At 68.0% G+C, this 7735-nt stretch carries 10 protein-coding genes; 4 read left to right on the forward strand and 6 right to left on the reverse strand.

The genetic code is table 11. The features are described from left to right. The first annotated feature begins 272 nt into the window (after positions 1 to 272). Positions 273 to 725 carry a DUF5959 family protein gene (locus tag ACGFSA_RS34425; RefSeq protein WP_393310013.1) on the forward strand — a complete coding sequence of 151 codons (453 nt, stop codon included), beginning with the start codon at positions 273 to 275 and terminating at the stop codon, positions 723 to 725. Between the two features lie 119 nt (positions 726 to 844). Here ACGFSA_RS34425 and ACGFSA_RS34430 read toward each other — a convergent pair whose 3' ends face one another. The 6 genes from ACGFSA_RS34430 to ACGFSA_RS34455 all read right to left on the reverse strand — a co-directional run bounded on the left by ACGFSA_RS34430 (position 845) and on the right by ACGFSA_RS34455 (position 6670). Then, positions 845 to 1288 carry a DNA/RNA non-specific endonuclease gene (locus ACGFSA_RS34430; RefSeq protein ID WP_393310015.1) on the reverse strand — a complete coding sequence of 148 codons (444 nt, stop codon included), beginning with the start codon at positions 1286 to 1288 and terminating at the stop codon, positions 845 to 847. Between the two features lie 297 nt (positions 1289 to 1585). Further along, the gene (locus ACGFSA_RS34435; protein ID WP_393310017.1) at positions 1586 to 3046 is read right to left on the reverse strand and encodes an IS1380 family transposase; all 1461 of its coding nucleotides are present in this window, start codon (positions 3044 to 3046) and stop codon (positions 1586 to 1588) included. A 144-nt stretch (positions 3047 to 3190) separates the two neighbouring features. After that, positions 3191 to 3466: a hypothetical protein gene (locus ACGFSA_RS34440; protein WP_393310019.1), complete on the reverse strand. Its 276-nt coding sequence runs from the start codon at positions 3464 to 3466 to the stop codon at positions 3191 to 3193. Continuing rightward, positions 3459 to 3800 (reverse strand): hypothetical protein, encoded by a 342-nt coding sequence (locus tag ACGFSA_RS34445; RefSeq protein ID WP_393310021.1) that lies wholly within the window; start codon positions 3798 to 3800, stop codon positions 3459 to 3461. Before ACGFSA_RS34445 ends, ACGFSA_RS34440 begins: the two co-directional genes overlap by 8 nt. A 157-nt stretch (positions 3801 to 3957) precedes the next feature. After that, on the reverse strand, positions 3958 to 5205 hold the full coding sequence (locus ACGFSA_RS34450; RefSeq protein WP_393310023.1) for a helix-turn-helix domain-containing protein: 1248 nt from the start codon (positions 5203 to 5205) through the stop codon (positions 3958 to 3960). A 571-nt stretch (positions 5206 to 5776) separates the two neighbouring features. Then, positions 5777 to 6670: a GntR family transcriptional regulator gene (locus ACGFSA_RS34455; RefSeq protein WP_393310025.1), complete on the reverse strand. Its 894-nt coding sequence runs from the start codon at positions 6668 to 6670 to the stop codon at positions 5777 to 5779. Between the two features lie 164 nt (positions 6671 to 6834). On the opposite strand from ACGFSA_RS34455, the gene ACGFSA_RS34460 reads away from it, so the two are divergent. Genes ACGFSA_RS34460 through ACGFSA_RS34470 form a run of 3 tightly spaced genes read left to right on the forward strand, consistent with a single transcriptional unit; the run spans position 6835 to position 7689 of the window. Beyond that, positions 6835 to 7188 (forward strand): hypothetical protein, encoded by a 354-nt coding sequence (locus ACGFSA_RS34460; RefSeq protein ID WP_393310027.1) that lies wholly within the window; start codon positions 6835 to 6837, stop codon positions 7186 to 7188. After that, a complete protein-coding gene (locus ACGFSA_RS34465) occupies positions 7185 to 7373 on the forward strand; it encodes a hypothetical protein (protein ID WP_189201841.1) in 189 nt (62 codons plus the stop codon). Before ACGFSA_RS34460 ends, ACGFSA_RS34465 begins: the two co-directional genes overlap by 4 nt. Before the next feature lies 1 nt (position 7374). Continuing rightward, positions 7375 to 7689, forward strand: a complete 315-nt coding sequence (locus ACGFSA_RS34470; RefSeq protein WP_393310030.1) for a hypothetical protein — start codon at positions 7375 to 7377, stop codon at positions 7687 to 7689. The last annotated feature ends 46 nt before the right edge of the window (positions 7690 to 7735 follow it).

Below are 7735 nucleotides of genomic sequence, written 5' to 3' on the forward strand. Positions count from 1 at the left end.
TGATCGAGACGGCCGTCCTCGTGCCCGCACCCACCCCCCTTCATACCGCTGACCAGCAGCGACGGGCATCGGCAGACCTATCTACAGCTGCCGTATCAGAAAGCACGCCGACTGTTATCTACAGCTGCCGTATCCGTGCAACCACTTTCAGAGAAACCTGCGGGGCACACGTCCGAGAAAGCCGACAGTTTTCCCCCTCCGACGCACCACCGGCAGATGATGACATAGTGAACGCGAAACTGTAGACGGTTATGGCACATCGGGGTGACATCATGGATTTGATCAATCTGTCGGACGCTGACAACAGCGTGCGCATGCACGTTCTGGGCCGGCGAGGACCTGGGGTTCTACCGGTACACGACTTGCTTGATGCGGAGATCATCGTGGAGAGCAGCTTTATCAGAGGGTGCCTCAATGTCTGCTTCTATCTCTCGGATCTGGAGGAATGGTCCCTGGCGCTGGATGCCCTCAGTGTGGGCCAGAACGTCGAATGGCTGGACAGCGGCAACGGGCCAGTAATCAGGATCGAATTGCCCAGCGATGATTGCGACGTCCCAGTAGTGTTTATCGAGGACGCGTCCGGCTCCAGCGCATCGGCAACCATCCCGATCGTTCTGGATGACGGATGGATCGAGGAACAGCGTGAGCACCTCCGCGGGGTGGTGCGAACTTGGCCCAGCGAGGTGCTAAAGACGTCACCAGGCGCTTACGAATGGCGCCGCTGAACGACTCTCTTCGAACTCGACAAGCTTCAACTACGCCAAAAAACATGCGGGCAGAGCTTCGATACAAGCTCTGCCCGCACGTCGTTTATCGGTTCAACATCGCAGCCGATCAGTTGTCGCTATTGCATGAACGTCCTACCCATGAACCATCCGGCATCATCGAACGCTTCAATTGACACGGCGAATGGAATGTTGCTGCCTGGACGATAGTGCGGCGTCGCCGAGTACATTATGGTATTACCCTTCGAGACGTAATCGGCAATTTCCTGCTCAAACTCGTTCATGGGGCCGTTATCGATGGCAGCTGTCGTCCTGACGAAGTTTTCTGGCGTGTTTCCTGACCCGCCAAGAGCCTTCGGAAGGAGATGCCCACGCGCGTCCCCATTAGCCCCGCTTACGAATCCTGGTGGCCGCATCCTGGTCGACGCCTTACCTCCAGTTCCAACCATTTGCGGGGTAACTTCTGCGACTATTCCGGAACGTCGCCCATCAGCGCCGATACTTCCGTAGTCGATTTCGCCGCCGCAGTTATGCACCAGGACCGGCGTAGCCCCCGCCAGCACATAGTACGTGTGCTACGCGGTACCCCTCTACCTGCTTCTTCGCAGGTCAGCGCTGGTTTTGCGATCCGCTGGCGTCCGTGGTTGTGCGTGGAAATCCGTGATTGTTGCCGTCGCTACTGCCGTCAGCCTCGATTCTTCCAAGGAGTGGCGTCGTCGCGGTGAGCGGCTGGCTGCCCGGTATGTCCCGTGCCGTGTCGGGACTGGCCGTCGCGTGTCGCTGCGGGGGCGTCGGGTTCCACGGGCCCGAGGGTGGTGCGGTCCTCTCCTCTCCGGTGTCGTCGGGGTGATGGCCGGCCGTCAGGTGAGGGCCGGAAGCTGGGTGGCCCGCTGCCAGGCGGTGGTGAACGCGGCGGCCCAGGGCCAGGTGCCCTCCAGGTGCAGGGTGCGTCTGCGGGCGTGGGCGGTGAGGCGGGCGGGCAGGTGGTACAGCTTCCTGCGGATCGTCTTCGGCTCGGCGGCGGCGAGTTCGGGCTCGTCATGCAGAAGGAGGAGCCGCATCCAGGCGTCGAGGTCGGCGGCGAGTGTGGCGGCCAGTACCCAGGCGGCGTTGAGCTGCCAGGACTTCGAGGGCAGCAGCCCGAGGCCGACCCGCTTGATCGCTTTCACCCGGTCCTCGACCTCGGCGTGATCACGGTAGAGGGCGTCGACGAACCAGTCCTGCCCGGAGCCGGGAACGCCGGAAAGCCCGTGGCGGGCAGGAATGTTGGTGGCGACGATCTGGTAGCGCCATCCGGTGCGCTGCTCGAAGGCGGTCAGCTTCTTCGCGTCCCGGCATTGGGGTTTGACCCGGCGCACGATCAGCCGCATCCCCTGCGGCCAGCCCGCGAGGTCGCGCACTCCGGTCAGCTCCGCGACCTGGTAGGACAGCACCTCGCCGTCGGGTCCGGTGATCTCATGCACCGCTCCGTCCTGCCGCAACGCGGCCGTCCACACGCTCTCGGGCAGCAGCGCGATGGCGTTCTCATCGGCGATGTTGATCGCCCAGCCGGTCACCCAGCGCACCCGGCGTCGGCTGGTGGTCAGCTGCTGCAGGTGGTCGAGCAGGTCGTGGCTGAAGGCCGCCCCGTCGATGCGGACCAGCAGCTTCGACCACAGGGGCAGGGGGAGTTGCCGCAGAGCTGCGGCAAGGACGCTCTTGTGGTCGGCGACGTCGTTGGACGCGGCGTTGCCCGGCCGCAGCAGCATCGCCACGCACTCGCGGGTGTTGGCCACCCAGGCCCCCAGCGGATGATGCCCGTACGAACCCTTGAATGTGCCGGCCGCGCCCTCCTTCTTGCTGGTGCAGGTCACGAGGGTGGCATCCAGGTCCAGGACGTACCAGCCAGTCAGCACTCGTCCGCACACCGCGATCCACGGGAAGCCGGAGGGCCGCAGCGCGATGAGGGTCCACACCACGCGGCGTATCACGGCGCGCACCCGCTCGACGCGTGCTGTCACCGGGTCGTCGATGCCCTCCAGCATGCGCCGCAGGGTGCTGTCCGAGACCGGGCGGGGGAACAGCGTCTGCCAGTGCTGCTGGAACTGCTCGGCCTCCAGGATGCTGGTGGCCCCCAGCGCGATCGCGCACGCGAGCTGGACCAGCGCCATGCCCCGGTCCCGCCACCCCGGACCGGCGCCACGAGGAAGCGCGGCGGCTAGGGCCGAGGTCAGCCCGACCCGGTCGGCGACCTTCCGCAGCAGCACCACCCCTGCGTGGCCGATCAGGTTCTTGCCGTCGGCCCGTACGACGAGCCGGTCATCCCAGCTGGTAGCTTTCACCCGTCGGGTGCCTCTCCGAATGATGCTCTTGATCTAGACAATCCAGATCATCGCAGGTAGGAGGCACCCTTCTCCTGTCAGCGCGTCAGTTCACGACTGCAGCTGAATACATGAGGTCAGGACGTACGGGCGGCGGAAGGGCCGCTACTGCCAGGCGCCGGGTTCGGCTCGGAGGGTGGCGCGGGTGGTGCGGTGGTAGAAGTCGTGGCCGGTCTGGGCGCAGTGTTCGGCGATCCAGCGGGTCAGTTCGTCCTCGGCGTGGAGTTCGCCGGAGGTGGCGCCGCAGTCGTGGTCTTCGCCGGTGACGCAGACGGCCGCGAAGGTGGGCAGGGTCATGGGGTCCACGACGGCGGTCACGTGGTACTCGCGGAAGCGGTAGCGCTTGCGGGCCGGCGTGCCGGTGGCCGCCGGGTCAGGCATGTTCGGCCGCCTCTTCCTTCGGGTCGGGGATGCGCTGTCCGCGCGATTCGGCCACCCGGAGCGCGTCGGTCAGGGCCTCGACCAGCCGGGAGGCCAGCCAGCGGTACTCGGTAGCCGACAGTGCTCGTGCGCCAGGGGCCAGGACTTCGCGGGCGTGTTCCAACAGCTCATCGGCCATGCCGAGTTGGACGGCCTCGATGCCGTCGGCGAGCGTGGACAGGTAGCCCCGGCCGTCGGTGCTCAGGTAGCAGGGCTTCCCCTCCGGGCTGGTCCACGGCAGTAAGCGGGGACCTCCCCCGCCCGACGCGGCGTCGTACAGCTCTCTGCGACGCATGCGGTCGGCATCGCTCCTGGGCTGGCTCACTGGGCACCCCCGGCCTGAGTCACTGATGGTGGACACACCGACCGTAGGCACTGACAGATCGTCACCCCAGTGGGAAGCCATGGCAGTTCGCGACTCCTGGTTCACGAACTGCCATGCTGCGTGGCAGCTACCCGACAACGCCCAGGTAGTCGGCCATTTCGCGCATCTCTGTCGTGAGGGTGCGCTTGCGCTTGCCGAGGATCTCCTGCATGGTCTCGGCGGCGCTGTTCTGGTGCCGCAGCCACTGCGGGGCGGCTTCCCTGGCACGGGTCAACTCGTCCATGGCGGCGGACAAGTCGCCGGTCCGGGTGTGGGCGCGCGCCACATCGAGGGTGAAGCGGTTCCCGTCGTTGGTGCTGGGCCTGCCCAGGCGCTTCCACGCCTTGGGCGACAACTCCTCCTGCTCGCCTGCCTTGCGCACCACCGCGCGGGCGTCGCCGATGACCAGGGAGTCTTCGAGTGCCTTGACGGCGACGGTGACCGGCCCGAAGACGGACCAGTGCCGGGAGACGTTGCGATGCGCTGTCCCGACAGCGGTTGCCGCGACCTGGGCGGCCTGGCGGTACTCCTTCGCCTCGTCGGGACGGTTGTTCCTCGCGGCTGCGGCGGCGGCCTCCATAGCCAGGCCGCCCCACACCGCGTAGTGGTCCGGCTCGGCGCCGGTGATCTTCGGCTCCACCGCGTCCATGCTGCGGGCGGCGACCTGTTCCGCCTCGTCCAACCTTCCCTGGCGCACCAGCAGCCAGCACATGCAGCCGACCCCGGAGCCCGCCGCAAGCATGTCTCCGGCCTGACGGGCGTCCATGATGGCGCCGCGCACAGCGGCATACGCGATGTCGTACTGGCGTACCTGGGTGAGGTAGGTGCCGGCCAGACGCAGCGCTTCGGCGCGGGCCAGCAGGGCCTGCCGGTGCTCGTCCCCGCTGTCGTAGTAGGCGACGGCTTGTGCGGCATCGCGCAGCAGGCCCGGCAGTTGGGCCGCGACGCTCTTGTAGCTGTCGGAGAAGTACAGCACCCGTGCGTCTTGAAGCGTCCGCCGGAAGGTGCGCAGGTTCGGCTCCTCGGCCACGGCTTCGGCGTCCTGGTCCACGAGTCCGACGGCCGGGGTGAGGGCGGCGCGGAGCTGGATCAGGTTGACCCGGTTCGGCTCCTCGGCCCGCCCGACGGGCTCCGGGGCATCGGACGCCATCAGCGCGGCCGTGGTCACCCCCAGCGCGCGGGCGAGCGCGTGCAGGGTCTCCATCCGGAGAGTGCCGCCCTGCTCGGCCTTGCGTACCGTGCCCGGCGATACGCCTGCGGCATGGGCCAGTTCCTCCTGGCTCATCCCCGCGCGACGCCGGTACCTGCGGACGTTGTCAGCCAGCTCCGTAATCATCAACTCACCACCTCCCACCCCACGGTACGCCCGGCCCGCACATCAACCGGGGGTGCTCCGGCAGACGCCCGCCCACAAAGGTGCCTCACCACGCGGCGGGCCGGGCTCCGGCAGGACCGGGGCCTGAGCGGGTGGGGTCCCTCGTCGGTCGGGCAGCTTCGCCGTGCCAGGGTTCTCCGGGGGCCGCCAAGGCTCACTTCGTGACGCGTGCGCTCGGCCTTGGCGGCCCCCGGGGGTTCCTGGTACGCCTCCGGTGACCGGGCGACGAGGGACCCCCTCCCGCGCCCCACGACCCCACACCACGACGAAGCCGCACCCGCACACGGCCCCCTGCCCCTCGGAGGGAGGGCCGGGGTCTGGGGCGGAGCCCCTGAAGTGGTTCGCTGTGCTGGCTGTTGCGCGCCCGGACCGGCGGGGACGTCGGCTAGCGGGGCGGAGACAGGAGCGGGCGGCGGCCCCGCAGGGCCGGGCGCGCGCGGGCCGCGCCAGCGGGCCGCCTTGATCAAGTAAAGAAACTCTGAACAGCCCACTCCGAGCTGCGCGCCTCGCTGTTCCGCCGGGTGCGGGTGGTTCAGCGTCGGCGTCTGCCTTCGTTCAGTCGGTCGCGCAGGCGCTGAGCGCTGGCGGCGCTCTCCTCGGGCGTGTAGTTGCCACTGAGGCGCTTGCGTTGCTCCATGACGGCGCGCATCGCGTCACGGTGGGCGGTGGCGGCCTCGAACTCGCTGCTGGCCTTGGTGAACCGCTCCTCGGCGGCGGCAAGTTCGGCGGCTACCTCATCATCGGTCTTGCCGCTGAGCCGTACTGCTTCCTCGTCCGCCCTGCGCTGGGCCACCATCTCCTCCAGCCCCTCGTTGTAGCGCTTGAGGAACTGATCGCGCGGGCTGAGCTGGCGGACGAAGACGCCTCGGCCTTGCACGGAGTAGACGAGCCCTTCCTCCTTGAGGACGCGTAGGGCGTTCTGCGCGGTGGAGTTGGCGATGCCGTACTGGGCTTGCAGATCGCGGGCGGACGGGAGCTTGGCCCCGGGGGCGAGCCGGCCGTCCTGGATCTGTTTGCGGAGTTCGTCCGCGGTCCGCACGTACGGGGGGCGGGGATCGTCAGGGGGGCTGTCGGCAGTCTGCCAACCACGCCGGAGGGTAGCGAGACCGGTGTACTCGGGATCGGACTCGCCGGGATCAATCTCGGCTTCCTCCGCTGCGGCTGTCTCCGCTTCGGTGGCTGCGATTGGCTTCGGTGCGCGTACGTAGCTTCCCCGGCCCAGGACGGAGTAGATCAGCCCTTCGTCCTTGAGGAGTCGCAGGGCGTTTTGGACCGTGGAGCTGGCGATGCCGAAGCGTCGTTGCAGCTCGCGCGCGGCGGGGAGTCGCTCGCCTGGGCGTAGCTCGCCGTCGTGGATGGCGGCGCGCAGGACGTCGGCGGCCTGGACGTATGGCGGCCGGGGGTCCTCTCCCAGGGGCAGCTTCATGGCACGAGGGTAGCGGCGTCGGCACTCGCGGCACACCCGGGCGTCCTCGGCGTTCCACCCGTATCGCCGTAGCGATACGGATCGAGTGTTGCGGGTGTAGCGAGTGTGCCGCTATGGTCTTGGCGAGTCGATCAAGCGGCTCCATCGAATGAGGGTGTGATGGCATGGCCATGACTCGAATCCGTGTTGGTCTGCTGCCGTCGGCGGTGTGCATCGCGGGCACCGAACCGGTGCTGAAGATCAAGGACCAGCAGACCGGGGAGGTCGCCACCGACCGGGAGACCGGAGCGTCGCTGCACACGGTGACGGTGATGCTCATGGAGGACGGCCGCGCCGAGGTCCTGAAGATCACCGTCCCGGAGACGGGCCTGGCCGCCGGGCTCAAGCCGGGCGCGATGGTGAGGCCCGTCGAGTTGTTCGCGACCCCGTGGGCGCGGATCTTCAACGGCCAGCTCTCCGACGGCGTCGCCTACCGCGCTGCCCGCCTGGAGCTGGTGACGGTGGAGGCGGCCCAGTGATCCGCTTCGAAAACTCTGTGCCGGAGCGGGAGTTGCACCCGCTCCGGCCCCTGCCCGGGACCGAGGGCAAGGCCACGTTCTCCGCCTCGGCGGCGGTGCTCGATCTGCTCGGCCTGAGCCCGGAGCAGGTGGCCCGCCTGGACCTGGCCCACGTTCTCCGCCTGATACGAGAAGAGGGGGTCTGACATGGAAGCCATCAAGGGATATGCATCGTACGCGCTGCCGATCGCTACTGCGCTGGTCGGTGTGTGGCTGTTGGTGACGGTGGTGCGCTACGTGCGTGCCGACCGGGGCACGCGGGTCAGCATGCGGCAGGCCGTCCGGGTCCGCTGGGGCTGGGTACGTCTCGCGCGGATGGCCGGGCTGACGGTCACCGACAAAACCCCGGGCCTCCTCGCACAGATCACCGCGTCCAAGGACGGCACCGCCCCCGCGCCTCGGGTGCTCACTCCCGACTCTGGTGCGCAATTCCGGGTGGGTGGTCAGGCTGTGAGTCGGTAGCTGAGGCGGGTGAGGTTGCTGGTGCGGCTGCGGTCCAGTGGATGCT

The sequence above is a fragment of the Streptomyces sp. NPDC048496 genome (assembly GCF_043200055.1).
GTDB lineage: Bacteria > Actinomycetota > Actinomycetes > Streptomycetales > Streptomycetaceae > Streptomyces.